The sequence below is a fragment of the Serratia rubidaea genome, assembly GCF_016026735.1.
In the GTDB taxonomy this organism is placed as follows: Bacteria; Pseudomonadota; Gammaproteobacteria; order Enterobacterales; family Enterobacteriaceae; genus Serratia_B; species Serratia_B rubidaea.
This window is the reverse complement of the sequence record NZ_CP065640.1, coordinates 400,574-419,640: the sequence shown is the minus strand read 5'-3', so window position 1 is coordinate 419,640 and position 19,067 is coordinate 400,574. Positions and strand designations below refer to the sequence as shown.

Sequence of the window (19,067 nt, the reverse complement as noted above, 5' to 3'; positions counted from 1 at the left end):
TCGGCGTTCAGCGCTGGCCTGGGCCGGCGACGGAGTGACGTCGCACCAGCGTCGGGCTGAACATATTGGTGACTTCCGGCAGCGGCTGGCCGTTGGCCAACGCCAGCGCCAGTTCCGCCGCCTGCGTCGCCATGGCGACCACCGGGTAGTGGATGGTGGTCAGCCTGGGGCGCAGATAGCGGGAAATCAGCACGTCATCAAAGCCGATCAATGACATCTGGCCCGGCACGTCGATGCTGTTATCGCTCAGCACCGACAGCGCGCCGGCGGCGACCGGGTCGTTATAACAGGTGACGGCGGTAAATTTTTTGCCGCGGCCGAGCAGTTCGGTCATCGCCTGCTCGCCGCCGATCTCATCCGGCTCGCCATAGGCAATCAGCTTCTCATCCACCGCAATACCGTGTTCCCGCAGCGCGTCCAGATAGCCCTGCAGGCGGTCGGCGGCGTCGGAAATCTGGTGGGTGGAGCAGATAATGGCGATGCGCTGGTGGCCCTGCTGAATCAGATGGCGCGTGGCCAGCCAGGCGCCGTAGCGGTCGTCCAGCGCGACGCAGCGCGGCTCAAACCCTGGCAGCGTACGGTTAATCAACACCATGCCGGGGATCTGCCGCATCCAGCCGCCCAGTTCGTCATCGGTCAGCTTTTTGGCATGCACCACCAGCGCGGCGCAGCGGTGGCGCACCAGCTGTTCAATCGCCTGACGCTCTTTTTCCGCTTCATGGTAACCGTTGCCAATCAGCAGGAAATTATGTGTGGCATACGCCACCTGTTCGACGGCCTTCACCATGGCGCCGAAGAACGGATCCGACACGTCGGACACCACCAGACCAAGGGTTTCGGTAGATTGCTGCGCCAGCGCGCGGGCGTTGGCGTTCGGGTGATACTGCAGCTGTTCCATGGCGGCCCGCACCGCGTTGCGCGAGGTTTCGCTGGCTTTGGGAGAGTGGTTTATTACGCGAGACACCGTGGCTACGGAAACACCCGCCAGCCTGGCAACATCCTTTATCGTAGCCATATTTGCTTCAACTTATTCCTAGGGTAATCGCTTACATTCCTCAGTCTTGCGGAAAACCGGGCGGGCTGCAAGTTGTTGCCGGCGTATCTGTGGCGTCACCGGCAGATTTTTGTCGGCGAGCCGGCTTTCTTGCAGGTAAAAGCCAGTGCGTTAGCGAAAAGTATGGGTGAACATGCCGCCTTGGGCGGTTGCCGAGTCGGCGAAGCTGAAGAAACGGCATGGTTATTCTGCCGCGATAAATAACGTTTTTATTGCTGCCAACAATATAAAAATATCGATATTAATAATTAACTCATTCTATTTCTTGATATATAAAAGGAGAAAACCATCGGCCGTATCATGTTTATTATTACCGATTGGCCTTACACTGTTTTTTTAAATTATTTATTAATCAAGGAGAGAGTAATGAAAAATATATTGGGGAAAGGAAGGCGTTTGTCATTATTTGCCGCAGCGGCATCGATATTATGCGCCTCCGCGTTGACGCCTGCCACTTCATTGGCCCAGAGTAAGTTTAACCTGTCAGGTTTTTTACAGCAGAATCCGGACTTTAAGCCCGGCGCCGCCAACTGGTCAGCAGAAGGTTTGATGCCAGGCATGTCTTACTACGTTAAAACCTACACCGATAATGGATTAATCCTGGTTAAACTCTCGCTGGAGAAGTATAGCAAATTCGGTAATCATGCCGTTTTACATCAGTGTGAAAGGATCGGGGAGAAGTATATCCGCTGCGGTTTTTCTTATCAGCCGTACAGCGCCGGCTCCCGGCCTGTCAGCTATCGAGTAACCTATATGCGGACTGAACCCAGCTATTATCCGAATATATTAAGGTGTTCTGTCGATGGCTACTTTAATTACGGCTATAAGGAGTGCGTAACGAAAAATGACTGGCGCGGCTTATTAAATTGACGGCCTCGCGGCGGGCTGTCCGGCCCGCCCTGTTGACCTGGTCAGGCCCGGCGCCGCGCTGAGGCGATTTGTTCTTGGGCGCGACGCGACGGCGGTGTTATTTTAGGGGCATCATTTGTTACCTGAGTACATCATGCCGATTAAACGTTATCCGCAACTTGCACACTGGGGGGCGTATACCGCCGTGGTGGAAGATGGGCGGCTGATCCGCTGTGAGCCTTTCGCCGCCGATCCGCACCCTTCGCCGATGCTGGACGCGATTGTTCCGATGACCTATTCGCCGACGCGCATCCGCAAGCCGGCGGTGCGGCGTTCATGGCTGCAAAAGCGCGAGGGCAGCGACCGCACGTTGCGCGGGCGCGAGGACTTCGTCGAGGTCGACTGGGAGATGGCGCTCGATCTGGTGGCGGAGGAGAACCGCCGGGTGCGCGATCGCTACGGCGCGTCGGGCCTGTTTTGCGGCTCTTACGGCTGGTCTTCCGCCGGACGGCTGCACCACGCCAGTTCGCAGCTGCGCCGCTTTTACTTCGCCGGCGGCGGCGGGGTCGACCAGATGGGCAACTACAGCTGGGGTGCGGCGCAGTTCTTTCTGCCGTATGTGATCGGCAACTTTGCGCCGCTGACCGGGCAGGCGACCAGTTGGCCGAACGTGGTGGAGCACTGCGAAATATTCCTGGCATTTGGCGGCCTGGCATTGAAAAACGCGCAGGCATCCTTCGGCGGCGCGGCAGAGCATTCGTTAAGGGGATGGCTGGAGAAGCTGACGGCCAAAGGCACGCCAATCATCAGCATCAGCCCGACGCGCGACGACACCCCGGCCTTTGTTAACGCCGAGTGGATCCCGATTCGCCCCAACACTGACGTGGCGCTGATGCTGGCGCTAGGTTACGAGATTCAGCGCAGCGGGGCGCTGGATAACGACTTTCTGGCCAGCCACTGCGTGGGCTATCCGCAGCTGGCGGATTATCTGTGCGGCGCGAGCGACGGCGTGGCCAAAACGCCGCAGTGGGCCAGTGCGATCACCGGCATTCCGGCCGCGCGGATTGAGCGTCTGGCGCAGCAGCTCGGCGGCGCGCGCAGCTTTCTGACCTGCTCCTATTCGGTACAGCGCGCCCACCGCGGCGAACAGCCTTACTGGATGATGATCGCCCTGTCGGCGATGCTGGGGCAGATTGGCCTGCCGGGCGGCGGTTTCTCCTTCGGCTACGGCGCGATGAACGGCGTGGGCAACCCGCGCCTGAACACGCCGGCCCCCAGCCTGCCGGTTGGCGCCAACCCGGCCGGGCTGGCGATACCGGTGGCGCGTATCTGCGATATGCTGCTGCAGCCGGGCGAGCCCTATACGTTTTGCGGCGAAACCCGCGAGTATCCGGATATCCACCTGGTGCACTGGGCCGGCGGCAACCCGTTCCATCATCACCAGCAGCTGAACCGGCTGGTGGCCGGCTGGCAAAAACCGGATACGGTGATCGTGCAGGACATTTGGTGGACCGCCGCAGCGAAAATGGCGGATATCGTGCTGCCGGCGACCAGCGCGCTGGAGCGTAACGATATCGGCGGATCGGCGCGCGATCCCTATATTCTGGCGATGCATCAGGCGATTGCGCCGCAGCATCAGGCGCGCAATGATTTTGATATTTTCGCCGATCTGGCGGATCGCCTCGGCTATCGCCGCCAGTTTACCGAGGATCGCAGCGAGCGGCAGTGGATTGAGCATATTTATCAGCGCTGCGGACAGGCGCAGGAGCAGGCCGGCGTCGCATGGCCGACGTTTGAGGCGTTCTGGCGCCAGGGCCATGTGAAGCTGCCGCCGCCGGAGCAGGACGCGGTGTTTCTGGACGCGTTCCGCGCCGATCCGCAGGCGCATGCGCTGCAAACGCCCAGCGGCAAAATCGAGCTGTTCAGTGAAAAAATCGCCGGCTATCGCTACGACGATTTTGCGCCGCATCCGCAGTGGCAGCCGCCGGTCGAATGGCTGGGGGCCGAGCAGACGAAGCAGTGGCCGTTGCATCTGATTACCGTTCAGCCGGCCGATCGTCTGCACAGCCAGTTAGATCCGTCGCCGCAGGCGCAGGCCAATAAAACCGCCGGGCGCGAAACCCTGCTGATGCATCCGCATGATGCGGCACAGCGCGCACTTGCCGACGGCGCAGCGGTGAAGGTGATCAATGAGCGCGGCGGCTGTCTGGCCGGGGTGCGGATCACGGACGGCGTGACGCCCGGCGTGGTGGTGATGGCGACCGGTGCCTGGTTCGATCCGGGCTTCGGCGCGGAGCGCCATGAGCTGGAACAGGCCGGCAACCCGAATGTGCTGACGTTGGATATCGGCACCTCGCCGCTGACGCAGGGGCCGAACGCCATGAGCTGTCTGGTGGAGGTCTGCGCGCTGTAGGTTTCAGCGGGGAAGGCAGAGAATTCATAGCGTTATTAATCAGGATAACCAGAAATTTACAGCTGGTTTCATTTCGAGCATAACTCTTGCGATTCCCCGGTAGTTTCTTAATCGGCACCTCTCTAAAGTAGGTGATCCCAGAGGTATTGATTGGTGAGAAATCAACATACTCTGTATGTTGAAACCATTTTCAATTGCACCAACCTACGCGGATGCGTAGGTTTTTTTTTGCCTGTCGTATAGTATTCTTTCCCTTACAACGTGTTATGCCGCCCAATGACTGGGGGATAACGTATAAACGCTTATCCGGCTTCGTTGCCGGAATGCTACAGGGAGAGTCGTATGTTTATGTCCGTTATGCGCGCGCTGTTTCGCCTGCTGTTTCGCGTGCGTGTTGAAGGGGATGCCCGGCATCTTAATCAGCAGAAGCTGCTGATTACCCCCAACCACGTCTCATTTTTGGATGGCGTGCTGTTGGCGCTGTTTTTGCCGATCAAGCCGGTATTTGCCGTCTATTCCAGCGTCTCCGACAGCTGGTTTATGCGCTGGCTGAAGCCCTACATCGATTTCGTCTTCCTCGACCCGACCAAGCCGATGGCGGTCAAACATCTGGTGCGCGAAGTGCAGCAGGGCCGGCCGATCGTGGTCTTTCCCGAAGGGCGCATTACCGTTACCGGTTCCCTGATGAAAATCTATGATGGCGCGGCGTTTATCGCCGCCAAGTCCGGCGCGACGGTGGTGCCGATCCGCATTGACGGGCCGGAGTTCAGCCCGTTTGGCCGCATGAAAGGGATCTTTAAGCTGCGCGCCTTCCCGCAGATCACCCTGCATATTCTGCCGCCGACGCTGTTGCCGATGCCGGAGGCGCCGCGCGCCCGCGAGCGCCGCGAGCTGGCGGGCGACCATCTGTATCAGATCATGCTGCAGGCGCGCATGGCGACCCGTCAGCCGCAGACGCTGTTCGGCGCGCTGCTGGCGGCGCAAAAGCGTTACGGCGCCGGCAAGCCCTGCATTGAGGATATCGCCTTTAAGGAAGACAGCTACCGTACGCTGATTAAAAAATCTCTGGGCGTCAGCCGTATCCTGCAGCGGTTTACCGCCGAAGGCGAGCATGTCGGCATGCTGTTGCCGAACGCTACCATTACCGCCGCGGCGATCTTTGGCGCTTCGCTGCGCCGGCGTATCCCGGCGATGCTGAACTACACCGCCGGTTCCAACGGCCTGAAAAGCGCGATGACCGCAGCGACCATTAAAACCATCGTTACCTCGCGCCAGTTTTTGGAAAAGGGCAAGCTGACCCACTTACCGGAGCAGGTGCCGGAGGCCAACTGGGTCTATCTGGAAGATCTGAAAGATACCGTCACGCTGGAGGATAAGCTGTGGATCCTGCGCCATCTGCTGCAGCCGCAGCGCGCCATGCTGCCGCAGCAGGCTGATGACGCCGCGCTGGTGCTGTTTACCTCCGGCTCGGAAGGCCATCCGAAGGGCGTGGTGCACTCGCACGCCAGCCTGCTGGCCAACGTGGAGCAGATCCGCACCATTGCCGACTTTACCCCGCGCGACCGTTTCATGTCATCGCTGCCGCTGTTCCATTCATTCGGCCTGACGGTCGGGCTATTGACGCCGCTGATGACCGGCAGCCGGGTATTTCTGTACCCCAGCCCGCTGCACTACCGCGTGGTGCCGGAACTGGTGTATGACCTTAACTGCACCGTGTTGTTCGGCACCGCGACCTTCCTGAACAACTACGCCCGCTTTGCGCATCCGTACGACTTCGCCCGCGTACGTTACGTGGTGGCCGGGGCGGAAAAACTGGCGGAGAGCACCAAGCAGATTTATCAGGACAAATACGGCATCCGCATTCTGGAAGGGTACGGCGTGACCGAGTGTGCGCCGGTGGTGTCGATTAACGTGCCGCTGGCGACCAAGGTGGGCACCGTCGGGCGCATCATGCCGCAGATGGAGGCGCGTCTGATGCCGGTGGCCGGCATTGAGGAAGGCGGACGTCTGCAGCTGCGCGGGCCGAACATCATGAAGGGCTACCTGCGCGTTGAACGTCCGGGCGAGCTGGAGCCGCCTGCCGCCGAAGATGAAAACGGCACTCTGCAGCCGGGCTGGTACGATACCGGCGATATCGTCACGCTGGACGCACAGGGCTACTGCACCATTCGCGGCCGGGTGAAGCGTTTTGCCAAGCTGGCCGGCGAGATGATTTCGCTGGAGATTGTCGAGCAGCTGGCGCTGCGGGCGTCGCCGGACGGCCATCATGCCGCCACGGTGAAAAGCGACAGCAGCAAAGGCGAGGCCCTGGTGCTGTACACCACCGACAGCGAACTGACCCGCGATGCCCTGCTGCGCGTTGCGCGTGAGCAGGGTACGCCGGAGCTGGCGGTGCCGCGTGATATCCGCTGGCTCAAGGCGCTGCCGGTGCTCGGCAGCGGCAAGCCGGACTACGTTACCCTGCGTAAGATGGCCGAACAGCCGGAGAGTGCATCATGAGCCAGACGTTGAGCGACAACGCGCCGCTGCTGTCGCGCGGCATGATCGCGGTGATTTGCGCCCAGTTTTTATCGGCATTTGGCGACAATGCGCTGCTGTTTGCCACGCTGGCGCTGATTAAACAGCAGCTCTACCCCGACTGGAGTCAGCCGATCCTGCAGATGGCGTTTGTGGCGACCTACATCATACTGGCGCCGTTTGTCGGCCAGTTTGCCGACAGTTTTTCCAAGGGTAGGGTGATGATGGTGGCCAACGCGCTGAAGCTGGCGGGCGCGCTGGCTATCTGCCTGGGGCTGAACCCGTTCCTGGGCTACACCCTGGTGGGGATCGGCGCGGCGGCCTATTCGCCGGCCAAATACGGCATCCTGGGTGAAATCACCAGCGGCGAAAAGCTGGTTAAAGCTAACGGCTTGATGGAGGCCTCAACCATCGCCGCGATTCTGATAGGCTCGGTAGCCGGCGGCGTGCTGGCGGACTGGCATATCCTGATCGCGCTGGCGGTCTGTGCGCTGGTGTATGCGGCTGCGGTGGTGGCCAACCTGTATATCCCGCGGCTGTCGGCGGCGCGGCCGGCGCAGTCGTGGCATCCCCGCGCCATGACGCGCAGCTTTTTTGCCGCCTGCGTCACCCTGTGGCGCGACGGCCAGACGCGCTTCTCGCTGATTGGCACCAGCCTGTTCTGGGGCGCCGGGGTGACGCTGCGCTTCCTGCTGGTGCTGTGGGTGCCGGTTGCCCTGGGCATTGCCGATAATGCTACGCCGACGCTGCTCAATGCGATGGTGGCGGTGGGCATCGTGGCCGGGGCCGGCGTGGCGGCGCGCTTCGTCACGCTGGAAACGGTCAAACGCTGCATGCCTGCCGGCGTGTTAATCGGCGTCGCGGTGGCGTTTTTCGCGCTGCAGACCAGCATGTTCAATGCCTATGCGCTGCTGCTGATTATCGGGATGCTGGGCGGCTTCTTTGTGGTGCCGCTGAATGCGCTGCTGCAGGAGCGCGGTAAGCACTCCGTCGGCGCCGGCAATGCGATTGCGGTGCAGAACCTCGGAGAAAACACCGCGATGCTGCTGATGCTGGGCCTGTATTCGCTGGTGGTGAAAATCGGCGTGCCGGTGGTGGGCGTCGGGCTCGGTTTCGGCGTGGTATTTGCGCTGGCGATTAGCGTGCTGTGGTTCTCCCAGCGGTGGAGCAAATAAAAAAATAGGGCGCGGCATTAACGCCGCGCCCTGAAGCAATAACCTGTTGACCAGAATATTTTAGAGGGGTTATGAACCGGTGCCATATTTAGCGTCAGGCGCCAGCGATGCGATCGCATAAATGCAGTAGGCGACCCATGACACCAACCTGACGTGGTTAAATACCGCAGGCTGCCGGCTCGCGTTTGATTATACGAGCGGCTAACCCCTTGTCCAGTAAGCAGGATTAAATACAAGAGCATTCTATATTGGTAAGGGGTTTATTTCCTGTCGGATATCAGTGTCAGACATCTATTTATTTCAAAGCTGCGGGCCGGCTATATTTTATCAGCATCATTAATAAATAGTGGGACGGTATTTACGTCCCACTCAGACTGCTGACAAAGCCTGTTATTAGGGAGAGCGTGGCGATGGGGTCGTAGCGGCGTAAGCCGCCGGAGCGCCCCTCGTTACGCTAGGCCCGAGTATCTCGGACTCTCAGACCACATTGTCATCAACCTCAGCGGGACGCTATTTACGTCCCGCTCTGGCGCAGGGGATTAAGGCGCCGGAATGGTGAAGCGGCTGTGAATATCTTCCAACTGCTGCAGCACCTCTTCATTGAGCGTCAGATTAAAACTGTCGATATTGGTTTTTAACTGCTCAAGCGTTGTTGCGCCTAATAGCGTGCTGGCGACAAACGGCTGCTGTCTGACAAAGGCCAGCGCCATTTGCGACGGATCCAGACCGTGTTTTTTCGCCAGCGCGACGTATTCGGCAATCGCCCGCTGCGCCTGTGGCGAAGAGTAGCGGGTAAAGCGGCTGAACAACGTGTTGCGCGCCCCTGCAGGCTGGGCGCCGTTCAGATATTTGCCGCTCAGCGTGCCGAAGGCCAGGCTGGAGTAGGCTAGCAGTTCCACGCCCTCAAACTGGCTGATTTCCGCCAGGCCGATCTCAAAACTGCGGTTGAGCAGGCTGTATGGGTTCTGAATGGAGACCATGCGCGGCAGCTCATGTTTTTCCGCCAGGTGCAGATAGCGCATGACGCCGTACGGCGTTTCATTGGAGACGCCGATATAGCGTATCTTGCCGGCGCGCACCTGCTCATTGAGCGCTTCCAGCGTTTCCAGCAGCGTGACCGTTGCCATCTCATCGCTGTACTGATAGTTCAGCTTGCCGAAGTAGTTGGCGCTGCGCTGCGGCCAGTGCAGCTGATACAAATCGAGATAGTCGGTATTGAGACGCTTGAGGCTGTCGTCCAGCGCGGCGCGGATGTTTTTACGATCCAGCGCCTGCTGCGGACGGATAGCGCTGTCGTTATTGCGCGTTGGGCCGGCGACTTTACTGGCCAGCACGATTTTTTCGCGGTTGCCGCGCGCCTTGATCCAGCTGCCGATATAGCGTTCGGTCAGCCCCTGGGTTTCCGGACGCGGCGGTACCGGGTACATCTCGGCGGTGTCTATCAGGTTGATGCCCGCTGCCAGGGCGTAATCCAGCTGTGCGTGCGCATCGGCTTCGCTGTTTTGTTCGCCAAAGGTCATCGTGCCCAGTCCCAGCACGCTCACTTCTAAAGAACTGTGGGGAATTCGGTGGTATTGCATTAACGGCCTTCCTTAACTGATTTAGCGCGACGGGCGGCGCCCGGTGATACTGTTGCCGGCTCGTTTTGACGCCGGTAAGGCTATCGATACCTTGCTCGACTATAACCAAGCTGAATGGATGGCGAAAGGGGATTTATGCGACGGGAGAAGGGCAGGCTACCGCGGGGAGCGATAGCCCTGGCGGAGCGCAATCAGCGCTCGATAACCTGAGAAACCTGGTCACCGTTGATCTGGCGGCTGTTGCCTTTTTCATCTTTATAGCTGATAAGGCCGGTATCTTTATCGATCTCGGGCTTGCCCTGAGTCAGAATCATATTGCCGTCTTTGGTCGCCATCACGTAGTCGCTGGAGCAACCGGTTAAGCCAATCGCCATTGCCAGCGCGGCGGCGGCCATTACCCACTTTTTCATGCTGCGGATCCTCAATAGGAAAGAATATTTTATAAGATTAGCAAATTAATGCCGGGAACTTGTCTCAGATAACTCTTATCTAACAGAGGATAAAGAAGAAAGGCGCTAACGAAGCGCCTTTTATTGCTTATTCTGCGTTGGTCGATTTTTTGCCGCGCATCAGGTTGAGCGCTTCGACCGACATGGAGAAGAACATGGCGAAGTAGATATAGCCTTTCGGCACGTGCACCTGGAAGCTTTCCAGCATCAGGGTAAAGCCGACCAGGATCAGAAACGCCAGCGCCAGCATTTTCACCGACGGATGGCGGTCGACAAACTCGCCGATGGGCCGGGCGGCGAACATCATCACGCCGACGGCGATCACCACGGCAGCCATCATGATAAACAGGTGGTCGGACAAACCGACGGCGGTAATCACCGAATCCAGGCTGAAGATAATATCCAGCAGCATAATCTGCACGATGGCGCCGAAGAAGCTGTGCACCTTGGTGTGGTGCTCCTCTTCCGTGCCTTCAATGGTTTCGTGGATCTCTTTACTGGCCTTCCAAATCAGGAACAGCCCGCCGAGCAGCAGAATCAAATCTCTGGCGGAGATGTCATGGCCCATCACGTTGAATAGCGGGTGGGTGAGGCGAATCACCCAGGCGATGGACGCCAGCAGAGCCAGACGCATCACCATGGCGGCCGCCAGCCCCAGCCTGCGCGCTTTGTTCTGCTGCGCCTTCGGCAGCTTCGCCACCACCAGGGACAGGAAGATGATGTTATCGATACCCAAAACGATCTCAAGTATGGTCAGCGTACCTAACGCCAACCAGGCATTGGGATCCATAATCCACTCAAACATTGCCCAGCACACCTTAAAAAATTCAAAGGGGAAAATTATACGCGTTTATTGGCGCGGGGGCACCGTTGACTAAACGCAAATTAAACAAAAGCGAATTATATTAAGAAATGTCTTGCCAATAACGCCGCGGTGAAGCCTTTTTTCAGATAGAAGCCGCGCGGCAGCGTCATGATTGGCTGCCCTTGCTCGCCGATGGCTTCGGTCAGCGCCTTGCTGTTGGCGGCTTTGGGGCGCAGCTGCAGCACTTCGCCGTGGCGCGCGGTGATGCGCTCGACGTGGCCGAGCACGATCAAATCCATCAGCTCCTCCCAGTCGCGCCGCAGCATCTCATCTTCTTCCTCACTCGGGCTCCACAGCAATGGCGAGCCGATACGCCGCTGCGCCAGCGGGATCTGGCGTTCACCCTCGACCGGGATCCACAGTACCCGCGCCAGCTTATGGCGCACATGGCTGCTCTGCCAGGTGACGCCGCTGTTGCCGGTCAGCGGCGCGACGCAGACAAAGGTGGTTTCCAGCGGTTTGCCGGCGGCGTCGATCGGGATGGTTTTCAGCTCGATGCCCAGTTCGGGAAAATCCTGCTCCGGCTTGCTGCCGGCCATGGCGCCGAGATACAGCTCCAGCAGCATGCCGACCCAGCCTTTATCGCGCTTCAGGTTTGCCGGGATGGCGATCTGCGCCCGGGCGGCCAGCTCGCCAAGAGTATAGCCCGCCAGGCGCTGGGCGCGTTCCAGCAGCTGTTGTTCGTTTTCCGGCGGAGGCGGCAGGGGGGATAAAAACGCCATAAATTACAGCCTGTTTCTGGTGGTTAAAAAATGCACGGCATTTGCTCACAACCCTCACGCTAAAAGGCGGGTTGGGGAAAACAATAATAGTAGCATGATTTTTCATGGTTTTTTTTGCCGGCGGCCGGAAGGGAAACATTTGTTTTTCCGCTTGTGCACCTGAAGCCACCGACAATAAACAGGATCTTACACCTATTTATCCACAGATTTATGGGATAACCCAAATTTTTCATGATTACTGGTTCGATCTACAGCCTTGACGGCGGGCGATTTTTGCGAATTTGTCCGATTTGTGCGTAACTGGGACGAATAATCTGTGGATAAAAACGGCGTTGGTGGATCTTTCGCCAGGGTAAGAACCTGACCGTGCACAGATCACATTTTTCCCCTGTACATAACTGGCGAAAACGATTTACTATACTGTTTTTAAAGTTAAAAAATAAAATTCCCCGTCCGGGGTTTTTCGTGCGGCGTTGAGTTTTACCGGCTTATTCCTTGAGTTCTTCACACACCTATCCACAGAAAAAGTGAATAAAACCGGCCAAAAACCGCGTCCCATGTTTATAACTTTGCCAATATCTGTGAGTTATCCCAATGTTATCCGGCGCGCAGAGCCGTAAAGCAGTGGTTTACCGCCTGTAGCTTGTGTGAAACAATCAGAGCATCTTTGCGAATTTAGCTTATCGAGGTAGTCCGGTGATCGATGATGATGGCTACCGCCCGAATGTTGGTATCGTAATCTGTAATCGTCAGGGGCAGGTCCTGTGGGCCCGCCGTTACGGTCAGCACTCCTGGCAGTTTCCCCAAGGTGGGATTAACCCTGGCGAAACCGCGGAACAGGCGATGTACCGTGAGCTGTTCGAAGAAGTGGGGTTGAGTAAAAAGGATGTGCGCATCCTGGCCTCGACCCGCAACTGGTTGCGCTATAAATTGCCAAAACGTTTGGTGCGTTGGGACACAAAGCCGGTTTGTATCGGCCAAAAACAGAAATGGTTTCTGTTGCAGTTAATGTGCAGTGACGCGGATATCAATATGCAGCGCAGCAGTACGCCGGAGTTTGACGGCTGGCGTTGGGTGAGCTTCTGGTATCCGGTCCGTCAGGTGGTGTCGTTCAAACGGGACGTGTACCGCCGGGTCATGAAAGAATTCGCCGCAACCGTGATGCCGCTGCAACAGCCGTCAGCACCGCGGCAGGCGCCCGCTTATCGCCGAAAGAGAGGTTAACTCAAGCAGACTATGCTCACGCGCTTGCGAGAAATTGTTGAGAAGGTGGCCGCGGCAGCCAGTCTGACCGATGCGCTGGATATTTTGGTCAACGAAACCTGTCTGGCGATGGATACCGAAGTCTGCTCCATCTATCTGGCGGATAACGATCGTCAATGCTATTACCTGATGGCGACGCGCGGGCTGAAAAAACCGCGCGGGCGCACCATCGCTCTGGCCTTCGATGAAGGGGTGGTGGGGCTGGTGGGCAGCCGGGCGGAGCTGATCAACCTGGCGGATGCGCAGAGCCACCCCAGCTTTAAATATATTCCGCAGGTCAAAGAGGAGCATTTTCGCTCCTTCCTGGGCGTGCCGATTATCCACCGTCGCCAGCTGTTCGGCGTGCTGGTGGTGCAGCAGCGCGACCTGCGGCAGTTTAACGAAAGCGAAGAGTCTTTCATGGTCACCCTGGCCACGCAGATGGCCGGGATCCTCTCGCAGTCCCAGCTTAATGCGCTGTTTGGCCGCTACCGGCAGACGCGCATCCGCGCGCTGGCGGCCTCGCCGGGCGTGGCGGTCGCTGAAGGGTGGCAGGACAGCAGCCAGCCTTCACTCGATCAGGTGTTTAAAGCCTCGACACTGGATACCGTCAGCGAACGTGAGCGCCTGACGCTGGCGCTGGAAGAGGCCGGCGCGGAGTTTCGCCGCTTCAGCAAACGTTTTGCCGCCAGCGCGCAGAAAGAGAGCGCGGCAATCTTCGACCTCTATTCTCACCTGTTAAACGACGCGCGTCTGAAGCGCGAACTGTTTGCCGAAATCGACGCCGGCTCGGTGGCGGAGTGGGCGGTTAAACAGGTGATCGAGGTGTTCGCCGCCCAGTTTGCCGCGTTACAGGACACCTACATGCGTGAACGCGCCAGCGATTTACGCGCGCTTGGCCAGCGGCTGCTGTTCCATCTTGACGATACCACGCAGGGCGCGACCCAGTGGCCGCAGCGCTTTGTGCTGGTGGCCGACGAGCTGACGGCCACTTTGCTGGCGGAAGTACCGCCGGACCGGCTGGCCGGGGTGGTGGTGCGCGACGGCGCCGCCAACTCCCACGCGGCGATTCTGGTGCGCGCCATGGGCGTGCCGACGGTGATGGGGGCGGATATTCAGCCCTCGCTGCTCAACCGCCGCATGCTGATTGTCGACGGTTATCGCGGCGAGCTGCTGGTCGATCCCGAACCGGTGCTGCTGCAAGAGTATCAGCGGCTGATTGATGAGGAGCTGGCGCTAAGCAAACTGGCGGAAGACGACGTCGAGCAGCCGGCGCAGCTGAAAAGCGGCGAACGGATCCAGGTGCTGCTCAACGCTGGTTTAAGCCCGGAACACGAGCAGCTGCTGGGCGGGCGCGTCGACGGCGTCGGCCTGTACCGCACGGAAATTCCCTTTATGCTGCAAAGCGGCTTCCCGTCGGAAGAAGAGCAGGTGGCGCAGTATCAGGGCATGTTACAGCTGTATCCGACCAAGCCGGCGACGCTGCGCACCCTGGATATCGGCGCGGACAAGCAGCTGCCCTATATGCCGATCAGTGAAGAGAACCCCTGCCTGGGCTGGCGCGGTATCCGCGTGACGCTCGATCAGCCGGAGATCTTCTTGATCCAGGTGCGGGCGATGCTGCGCGCCAATGCCGGCACCGGCAACCTGGGGATCCTGCTGCCGATGGTCACCAGCCTGGATGAGATCGACGAAGCCAAAAGCTTGATCGAGCGCGCCGGGCATGAGGTGGAAGAGATGCTGGGCTATGCGATCCCCAAACCGCGCATCGGCGTGATGCTGGAAGTGCCGTCGATGATCTTCCTGATCCCGCAGCTGGCTGAGCGCGTTGATTTTATTTCGGTCGGCACCAACGATTTAACCCAGTACCTGCTGGCGGTCGATCGCAACAACACTCGCGTGGCGTCGCTGTATGACAGCCTGCACCCTTCCATGCTGCGGGTGCTGCAGACGATCGTCGAACAGGGCGAGGCCGCCGGATTACAGGTCAGCCTGTGCGGCGAGCTGGCCGGCGACCCGATCGGCGCGCTGCTGCTGGTGGGGATGGGCTATCGCCACCTCAGTATGAACGGGCGCAGCGTGGCGCGTATCAAGTACCTGCTGCGGCATATCGAGCTGGCGGACGCTCAGCGCCTGACGCAGCAGGTGCTGCGCGCCTCGCTGACCAATGAGGTGCGCCACCTGGCCGCGACCTTTATGGAACAGCAGAATATGGGCGGCCTGGTGCGCGGCGGGCGCTGAATCGCATTCAGACTGATTTTTTTACAGAACTTTTCCCTGCGGCCCTCCCCGGGCGCCGTTAAGCTTATGTTATGATGCGGACCTTCCGCGGCGCGCCGCGGAAAGGACCCATCTAGCGATGTAGACCCAAGATTATTCAGGTTGCCGCCGGTCGGCAACGGACTGCGACCCCGTTGGGGAAGAATAATAGACGAGTTGTGGTGATAGATGAGCAATAGCTATCTGAGATTTCCTGAGTTTGATCCGGTGCTTTTTTCCATCGGCCCGGTCTCCTTGCACTGGTACGGTCTGATGTACCTGGTTGGCTTTGTCTTTGCCATGTGGCTGGCGATTCGCCGGGCTAACAAGCCGGGCAGCGGCTGGACGAAAGACGAAGTGGAAAACCTGCTGTATGCCGGTTTCCTCGGCGTATTCGTCGGCGGTCGCGTAGGGTATGTCCTGTTCTACAACCTGCCGTTATTCCTTGAGAACCCGCTCTATCTGTTCAAAGTCTGGGACGGCGGCATGTCGTTCCACGGCGGCCTGATGGGCGTGATTCTGGTGATGTTCTGGTTTGCGCGGCGTACGAAGCGCACGTTCTTCCAGGTCTCTGATTTTATTGCCCCGTTGATCCCCTTCGGCCTCGGCGCCGGCCGGCTCGGCAACTTTATTAACGGCGAACTGTGGGGCCGCGTGACGACGGATACGCCATGGGCGATGCTGTTCCCCGGCTCGCGCAGCGAAGATATCGCCATTGCCGCCGCCGACCCGGGCAAGTGGCTGCCGCTGCTGAACCAGTACGGCGTGCTGCCGCGCCACCCGTCGCAGCTGTATGAACTGCTGCTGGAAGGCGTGGTGCTGTTTATCATTCTTAACCTGTTTATTCGCAAATCGCGGCCGATGGGCGCGGTGTCCGGCCTGTTCCTCATCGGTTACGGCGCATTCCGCATTATTGTCGAGTCGTTCCGCCAGCCGGATGCACAGCTGGGGCTGTTTGACGGCGTTATCAGCATGGGGCAGATTCTGTCGATCCCGATGGTGTTGGCCGGTATTATTATGATGATCTGGGCGTACCGCCGTCGCCCGCAGCAACAAACTTCGTGAGGAAACATGAAACAGTATCTGGATTTAATGAAAAAAGTGCTCGATGAGGGCACCCCAAAAGCAGACCGCACCGGCACCGGCACGTTGTCGATTTTCGGTCACCAGATGCGTTTCAATTTGCAGGAAGGCTTCCCGTTGGTGACCACCAAAAAGTGTCACCTGCGCTCGATTATTCATGAGCTGCTGTGGTTCCTGAAAGGGGACACCAACATCGCCTATCTGCGTGAAAACAAGGTTACCATTTGGGATGAGTGGGCCGATGAAAACGGCGACCTGGGTCCGGTTTACGGTCAGCAGTGGCGCGCCTGGGGCGCAGCGGACGGTCGTCAGATCGATCAACTGAGCAAGGTGCTGCAGCAGCTGAAACAGGATCCGGATTCACGCCGTATCATCGTCTCCGCCTGGAACGTCGGTGAACTGGACCAGATGGCGCTGGCGCCTTGCCATGCGTTTTTCCAGTTTTACGTGGCGGACGGCAAACTGTCCTGTCAGCTGTATCAGCGCTCTTGCGACGTCTTCCTCGGCCTGCCGTTCAATATCGCCAGCTATGCGCTGTTGGTGCATATGATGGCGCAGCAGTGCGATCTGGAAGTGGGCGACTTTGTCTGGACCGGCGGCGACACGCACCTGTACAGCAACCATATGGAGCAGACTCAGCTGCAGCTGACCCGTGAGCCGCGTCCGCTGCCGAAGCTGGTGATTAAACGTAAGCCGGATTCGCTGTTCGATTACCGTTTCGAAGACTTTGAAATTGAAGGTTACGACCCGCATCCGGCGATCAAGGCGCCGGTGGCGATCTGATATCAAACGAGGCTTCTTTCAGGGCGCAACGTCGGTTGCGCCCTTTTTCGTTGTCGCCCGCGCTCGCTTGCGACCCCGCTAAACGTTGCGTATAACGCCGCATTTTTCCTGTATCTCCTCATCATTTACTTTTTTGTTTGCGCGCCGTTTTCCAGGCGGTAACCGAGACGCTGTTATCGTCCATTTTGGCGATTACACTCGTCGCCATGAACGATAACTTTCACCACGGCGTCAGCCGGCAGCGCGGCATCACGCTGATGGAGCTGCTGCTGGCGGTTCTGATTAGCGCGATGCTGAGCGGCTGGGGCGTCAGCCACTGGCGGCAGCACCAACAGGCGCTGCGGCTGGAGCAGGCCGCCCAGCAGCTGCTGGTGTTTCTGCAGCGCCTGCAGGCCGACGCCAACTGGCGCAACCGCACCGCCTTGCTGTGGTTTAAACCGCATGGGCGCTGGTGCCTGGGCAGCGGCGCGGAACCGGCTGACTGCCGGCAGCCGGCAAGATGGCGCTTCACGCCGCCGAGCGATGATATCCGGCTGCTCGACTTCACCCGTAAGGAGCTGGGCTTTTACGGGGTGCGCAACAGCGCGCAGGCCGGGCATATCCGCCTGGGCAATGACGCCGGCCAATTGCAGGTGGTGCTTTCCGGCCAGGGGCGCTTGCGCATTTGCAGCGTGGGGAGCGCGCTGCGCGGGATCCGCGCATGCTGACGCCGTCGCGCGGCTTTACCCTGCCGGAGGTACTGCTGGCCATGGCGGCGGGCAGCCTGATTATGCTGGCGGCGACGAAGGCCTATCCCGCGCTGCGTCAGCAAAGCGCGGCATTTCTCGGCGCCTATCAGCTGGAGCTAAGGCTGCGGCAGGCGGCGTTCGGCATTGAAAAAGATCTGCGCCGCGCGGGGTTCTGCGCCGGAAGGTGCGCCGGGCGGCCGCTGACTATCGCCCGGCATGCCGGGGAGGCGGCCGACAGCTGCGTCATCGTCGCCTATGACCTGAACCGCAACGGCCGCTGGGAAACGGCGGGCGACGAGGCGGAGAAGTTCGGCTACCGACTGCGCGCGGGCCGGCTTGAGCGCCAGCGCGGCGTCAGCCAATGCAACGGCGGCGGCTGGGAGAATCTGTTTGAGCGCGATGAAGTGCGTATTGAAACCTTCAGCATTCGTCTGCTGCCGGGTAACCACGGCCGGCGTCTGCTGCGCCTGACGCTGAGCGGCCGCTCGGCGAGTGCGGCGGGGCATGCGCGTTCAGTACGCTGGGATATCAACGTGGAGGCGCCGTCATCGTGAACGGAGCAGATTATCAACGGGGCAGCGTGCTGGCGGCGGTGATGCTGGTGTTGCTGATGGGCTTGCTGCTGCTGGGCGCTCAGCAAAAACAGCTCGATAGCGCGCTGTTGCTGGCGGTGGAACAGCGGCGTTATCTGCAGGCGTATAATCAGGCGTCGTCGGCGCTGAACTGGGGGCTGACGCAATCCTGGCCGCCCGCGTTGCTGAACGCCGGCGTCTGGCGCTGTCAGCGGCAGTTTTCGGCGGGGCTGCAGGCCTGCGTCAAGCGCGCTTCCCGGCCGGGCGTTATACTGCTGCGCGGGCTGGGGGAGATGCCCGCGGCGGAACCGCTCTGGCTGTATCAGCTGGCCACGCCGGACGCGCGTGGGCGGCTGCGGGCGGAACCGGGCGGCTGGCTGGACTTTTGCCCGGAAAAGGACGCGGCGGCCTGTGCGGACTAACGGCATCGGCGGAGCGGCCCGGCGTCAGCAGGGCTTCAGCCTGTCGGAAGTATTAATTGCGGCGCTGTTATTCTCGGTGTCGCTGCTCGGCCTGTTACAATACCATCAGGTATTATTACAGGGGCTGCAGCGGCAATGGCAGTATCGGCAGGCCTGGTCGCTGGCCCATCAGCAGCTGGAGCGGCTGGCCGCCGGCAGCGACGTAGACGACGCCCTGGCGTCCGGCTGGCGGCGCGAGCTGCAGCACGGCGAGGTTGACGGCGTTTGTCGGCAGCTCACGGTCACGATAACAACGCCGCTGCGTCAACAGGCCCGGCTCAGCCGCTGGTATTGCGGCGACGACTAACCCGGCGC

17 protein-coding genes are annotated in these 19,067 nt (G+C 59.6%); 12 read left to right on the top strand and 5 right to left on the bottom strand.

Annotated features, from left to right (window positions below; translation table 11 throughout):
- Positions 1 to 7: 7 nt before the first annotated feature.
- Entirely contained in the window at positions 8 to 1,015 is a 1,008-nt protein-coding gene (gene galR, locus I6G83_RS01905; protein ID WP_062779305.1) for an HTH-type transcriptional regulator GalR, read from the bottom strand.
- 405 nt (positions 1,016 to 1,420) lie between these two features.
- On the opposite strand from galR, the gene I6G83_RS01900 reads away from it, so the two are divergent.
- The 4 genes from I6G83_RS01900 to lplT all read left to right on the top strand — a co-directional run bounded on the left by I6G83_RS01900 (position 1,421) and on the right by lplT (position 8,008).
- Entirely contained in the window at positions 1,421 to 1,924 is a 504-nt protein-coding gene (locus tag I6G83_RS01900; protein ID WP_138111786.1) for a hypothetical protein, read from the top strand.
- 133 nt (positions 1,925 to 2,057) lie between these two features.
- Entirely contained in the window at positions 2,058 to 4,316 is a 2,259-nt protein-coding gene (locus tag I6G83_RS01895; protein ID WP_054307775.1) for a molybdopterin guanine dinucleotide-containing S/N-oxide reductase, read from the top strand.
- Between the two features lie 342 nt (positions 4,317 to 4,658).
- The gene (gene aas / locus I6G83_RS01890) at positions 4,659 to 6,815 is read left to right on the top strand and encodes a bifunctional acyl-ACP--phospholipid O-acyltransferase/long-chain-fatty-acid--ACP ligase (RefSeq protein ID WP_054307776.1); all 2,157 of its coding nucleotides are present in this window, start codon (positions 4,659 to 4,661) and stop codon (positions 6,813 to 6,815) included.
- Positions 6,812 to 8,008, top strand: coding sequence for a lysophospholipid transporter LplT (gene lplT, locus I6G83_RS01885; RefSeq protein ID WP_054307777.1), 1,197 nt, complete (start codon positions 6,812 to 6,814; stop codon positions 8,006 to 8,008). Before aas ends, lplT begins: the two co-directional genes overlap by 4 nt.
- Before the next feature lie 539 nt (positions 8,009 to 8,547).
- Here the strand turns inward: lplT and I6G83_RS01880 are convergent.
- The 4 genes from I6G83_RS01880 to mutH form a co-directional block, all read right to left on the bottom strand.
- Positions 8,548 to 9,588: an NADP(H)-dependent aldo-keto reductase gene (locus I6G83_RS01880; RefSeq protein WP_054307711.1), complete on the bottom strand. Its 1,041-nt coding sequence runs from the start codon at positions 9,586 to 9,588 to the stop codon at positions 8,548 to 8,550.
- A 191-nt stretch (positions 9,589 to 9,779) separates the two neighbouring features.
- Positions 9,780 to 9,998: a YgdI/YgdR family lipoprotein gene (locus I6G83_RS01875; protein WP_015673600.1), complete on the bottom strand. Its 219-nt coding sequence runs from the start codon at positions 9,996 to 9,998 to the stop codon at positions 9,780 to 9,782.
- A gap of 127 nt (positions 9,999 to 10,125) precedes the next feature.
- Positions 10,126 to 10,842, bottom strand: a complete 717-nt coding sequence (locus tag I6G83_RS01870) for a TerC family protein (RefSeq protein WP_054307710.1) — start codon at positions 10,840 to 10,842, stop codon at positions 10,126 to 10,128.
- 95 nt (positions 10,843 to 10,937) lie between these two features.
- On the bottom strand, positions 10,938 to 11,624 hold the full coding sequence (gene mutH, locus I6G83_RS01865) for a DNA mismatch repair endonuclease MutH (protein ID WP_054307709.1): 687 nt from the start codon (positions 11,622 to 11,624) through the stop codon (positions 10,938 to 10,940).
- A gap of 696 nt (positions 11,625 to 12,320) precedes the next feature.
- On the opposite strand from mutH, the gene rppH reads away from it, so the two are divergent.
- The 8 genes from rppH (at position 12,321) to I6G83_RS01825 (ending at position 19,059) form a co-directional block, all read left to right on the top strand.
- The gene (rppH, locus tag I6G83_RS01860; RefSeq protein ID WP_015673597.1) at positions 12,321 to 12,848 is read left to right on the top strand and encodes an RNA pyrophosphohydrolase; all 528 of its coding nucleotides are present in this window, start codon (positions 12,321 to 12,323) and stop codon (positions 12,846 to 12,848) included.
- A gap of 12 nt (positions 12,849 to 12,860) precedes the next feature.
- Positions 12,861 to 15,107, top strand: coding sequence for a phosphoenolpyruvate--protein phosphotransferase (gene ptsP, locus I6G83_RS01855; RefSeq protein WP_015673596.1), 2,247 nt, complete (start codon positions 12,861 to 12,863; stop codon positions 15,105 to 15,107).
- A gap of 207 nt (positions 15,108 to 15,314) precedes the next feature.
- Entirely contained in the window at positions 15,315 to 16,190 is an 876-nt protein-coding gene (lgt, locus tag I6G83_RS01850; protein ID WP_054307708.1) for a prolipoprotein diacylglyceryl transferase, read from the top strand.
- Positions 16,191 to 16,196: 6 nt separating this feature from the next.
- On the top strand, positions 16,197 to 16,991 hold the full coding sequence (gene thyA / locus I6G83_RS01845; protein WP_015673594.1) for a thymidylate synthase: 795 nt from the start codon (positions 16,197 to 16,199) through the stop codon (positions 16,989 to 16,991).
- Between the two features lie 206 nt (positions 16,992 to 17,197).
- Positions 17,198 to 17,698, top strand: coding sequence for a prepilin peptidase-dependent protein (locus I6G83_RS01840; protein WP_054307714.1), 501 nt, complete (start codon positions 17,198 to 17,200; stop codon positions 17,696 to 17,698).
- Positions 17,692 to 18,273, top strand: coding sequence for a prepilin peptidase-dependent protein (locus tag I6G83_RS01835; RefSeq protein ID WP_054307707.1), 582 nt, complete (start codon positions 17,692 to 17,694; stop codon positions 18,271 to 18,273). Before I6G83_RS01840 ends, I6G83_RS01835 begins: the two co-directional genes overlap by 7 nt.
- On the top strand, positions 18,270 to 18,713 hold the full coding sequence (locus I6G83_RS01830) for a YgdB family protein (RefSeq protein ID WP_371851016.1): 444 nt from the start codon (positions 18,270 to 18,272) through the stop codon (positions 18,711 to 18,713). The genes I6G83_RS01835 and I6G83_RS01830 overlap by 4 nt, the downstream gene beginning before the upstream one ends.
- Positions 18,703 to 19,059, top strand: a complete 357-nt coding sequence (locus tag I6G83_RS01825; protein ID WP_054307706.1) for a prepilin-type N-terminal cleavage/methylation domain-containing protein — start codon at positions 18,703 to 18,705, stop codon at positions 19,057 to 19,059. The genes I6G83_RS01830 and I6G83_RS01825 overlap by 11 nt, the downstream gene beginning before the upstream one ends.
- Positions 19,060 to 19,067: the final 8 nt, after the last annotated feature.

What these genes read in the sequence shown, in the direction of transcription:
- galR (WP_062779305.1), bottom strand. Translation starts at nt 1,015, where the DNA reads ATGGCTACGATAAAGGATGTTGCCAGGCTGGCGGGTGTTTCCGTAGCC.
- I6G83_RS01900 (WP_138111786.1), top strand. Translation starts at nt 1,421, where the DNA reads ATGAAAAATATATTGGGGAAAGGAAGGCGTTTGTCATTATTTGCCGCA.
- I6G83_RS01895 (WP_054307775.1), top strand. Translation starts at nt 2,058, where the DNA reads ATGCCGATTAAACGTTATCCGCAACTTGCACACTGGGGGGCGTATACC.
- aas (WP_054307776.1), top strand. Translation starts at nt 4,659, where the DNA reads ATGTTTATGTCCGTTATGCGCGCGCTGTTTCGCCTGCTGTTTCGCGTG.
- lplT (WP_054307777.1), top strand. Translation starts at nt 6,812, where the DNA reads ATGAGCCAGACGTTGAGCGACAACGCGCCGCTGCTGTCGCGCGGCATG.
- I6G83_RS01880 (WP_054307711.1), bottom strand. Translation starts at nt 9,588, where the DNA reads ATGCAATACCACCGAATTCCCCACAGTTCTTTAGAAGTGAGCGTGCTG.
- I6G83_RS01875 (WP_015673600.1), bottom strand. Translation starts at nt 9,998, where the DNA reads ATGAAAAAGTGGGTAATGGCCGCCGCCGCGCTGGCAATGGCGATTGGC.
- I6G83_RS01870 (WP_054307710.1), bottom strand. Translation starts at nt 10,842, where the DNA reads ATGTTTGAGTGGATTATGGATCCCAATGCCTGGTTGGCGTTAGGTACG.
- mutH (WP_054307709.1), bottom strand. Translation starts at nt 11,624, where the DNA reads ATGGCGTTTTTATCCCCCCTGCCGCCTCCGCCGGAAAACGAACAACAG.
- ptsP (WP_015673596.1), top strand. Translation starts at nt 12,861, where the DNA reads ATGCTCACGCGCTTGCGAGAAATTGTTGAGAAGGTGGCCGCGGCAGCC.
- lgt (WP_054307708.1), top strand. Translation starts at nt 15,315, where the DNA reads ATGAGCAATAGCTATCTGAGATTTCCTGAGTTTGATCCGGTGCTTTTT.
- thyA (WP_015673594.1), top strand. Translation starts at nt 16,197, where the DNA reads ATGAAACAGTATCTGGATTTAATGAAAAAAGTGCTCGATGAGGGCACC.
- I6G83_RS01840 (WP_054307714.1), top strand. Translation starts at nt 17,198, where the DNA reads ATGAACGATAACTTTCACCACGGCGTCAGCCGGCAGCGCGGCATCACG.
- I6G83_RS01835 (WP_054307707.1), top strand. Translation starts at nt 17,692, where the DNA reads ATGCTGACGCCGTCGCGCGGCTTTACCCTGCCGGAGGTACTGCTGGCC.